This window comes from Herminiimonas sp. (genome assembly GCF_030645555.1).
Taxonomy (GTDB): Bacteria; Pseudomonadota; Gammaproteobacteria; order Burkholderiales; family Burkholderiaceae_D; genus Oxalicibacterium.
Genome location: NZ_JAUSME010000302.1, coordinates 1 through 1487 on the forward strand (window position 1 = coordinate 1; position 1487 = coordinate 1487).

The 1487-nt window shown below is 57.8% G+C and carries 2 protein-coding genes; both read left to right on the forward strand.

Annotated elements, in window-relative coordinates; all coding sequences use genetic code 11:
- Positions 1 to 495: glycerophosphodiester phosphodiesterase family protein (locus tag Q7T06_RS11445; RefSeq protein WP_304784754.1), on the forward strand; the 495-nt coding region annotated here is incomplete at its 5' end.
- Between the two features lie 118 nt (positions 496 to 613).
- On the forward strand, positions 614 to 1487 hold an 874-nt coding region (locus Q7T06_RS11450), incomplete at its 3' end, for an alanine--tRNA ligase-related protein (protein WP_304784756.1).

The window sequence follows — 1487 nt, forward strand, 5'->3', positions numbered from 1 at the left end:
CCGACGCTCGAGCAGGTCGCGGCATTTTGCATGCACCACCATATCTGGATGGATATTGAAATCAAGCCGGTGCACGGATTTGAGGATCAGACCGGCTGGGTGGTAGCGCAGACGGTGCAGCGCCTGTTTGCGCATCAGCCGGACAGGACGCCGGCGGCGCTGCCGCTGCTGTCTTCGTTTTCGTTCGAGGCATTAAAGGCGGCGCAACTGGCGGCGCCGGAGATTCCGCGCGGGTTTTTGTTGCGGGAGATCCCGGCTGACTGGCATGAACGTCTGCTGGATTTGGGCGCTATAGCCTTGATGACCAACCATAAATTCCTGACGCCATTGCTGGCGCGCGCGATCAAGGAGGCGGGCTACGGCCTGTTTTGCTATACCGTCAATGAACCGGCGCGGGCGACCGAGATCCTGTCCTGGGGCGTGGATGCGTTTTGCACCGACCGCATCGATCTGATCGGGCCGCACTTTGGCCACGTGGCGCCGAGCATGCGCTGAATCCTGCCGCAAGCGTGGTTTTCCGTATTATTTCAGCCACGCAGCGGGCAGGGTTATTGCGCGCATATCACGTATAATCGCCGCTTTGCACCGCTCAATTCCTTACTCTGCCCAGAACATGAACTCGTCCGAAATCCGCGAAAAATTCCTGAAGTTCTTTGAATCCAAAGGCCACACCATCGTGGCGTCCAGCCCGCTGGTTCCCGGCAACGACCCGACCCTGATGTTTACCAACTCGGGTATGGTCCAGTTCAAGGACGTATTTCTGGGTGAAGACAAGCGCCCGTATGTGCGCGCCACCTCGGTGCAAGCCTGCCTGCGCGCCGGCGGCAAACATAACGATCTGGAAAACGTCGGCTATACCGCACGTCACCATACATTTTTCGAAATGCTGGGTAACTGGTCCTTCGGCGATTATTTCAAGCGCGATGCGCTGAAATGGTCATGGGAGCTGTTGACCAAGGTCTATGGCCTGCCTGGCGAAAAACTGCTGGCCACGGTCTACTTTGAAGACCAGGAAGCCTACGACATCTGGACCAAGGAAATCGGCCTGCCGCCTGAACGCGTGATACGCATAGGCGACAACAAGGGCGGCCGCTACAAGTCGGACAACTTCTGGATGATGGCTGACACAGGCCCTTGCGGTCCATGCTCGGAAATTTTCTACGATCACGGCCCGCACATCGCCGGCGGTCCTCCGGGCAGCCCGGATGAAGACGGCGATCGCTTCATCGAAATCTGGAACAACGTGTTCATGCAGTTCGACATGGCCGAAGACGGCTCGGTCAAACCCTTGCCTGCGCCATGCGTCGATACCGGCATGGGCCTGGAACGACTGGCCGCCATTTTGCAAGGCGTGCACAGCAACTACGAGATCGATACCTTCGCTGCGCTGATCAAGGCTGCGGGACGCGAAACACACACGAGCGACCTGAAAAACAATTCATTGCGCGTGATCGCCGATCACATACGTGCAACTGCATTTTTGGTGG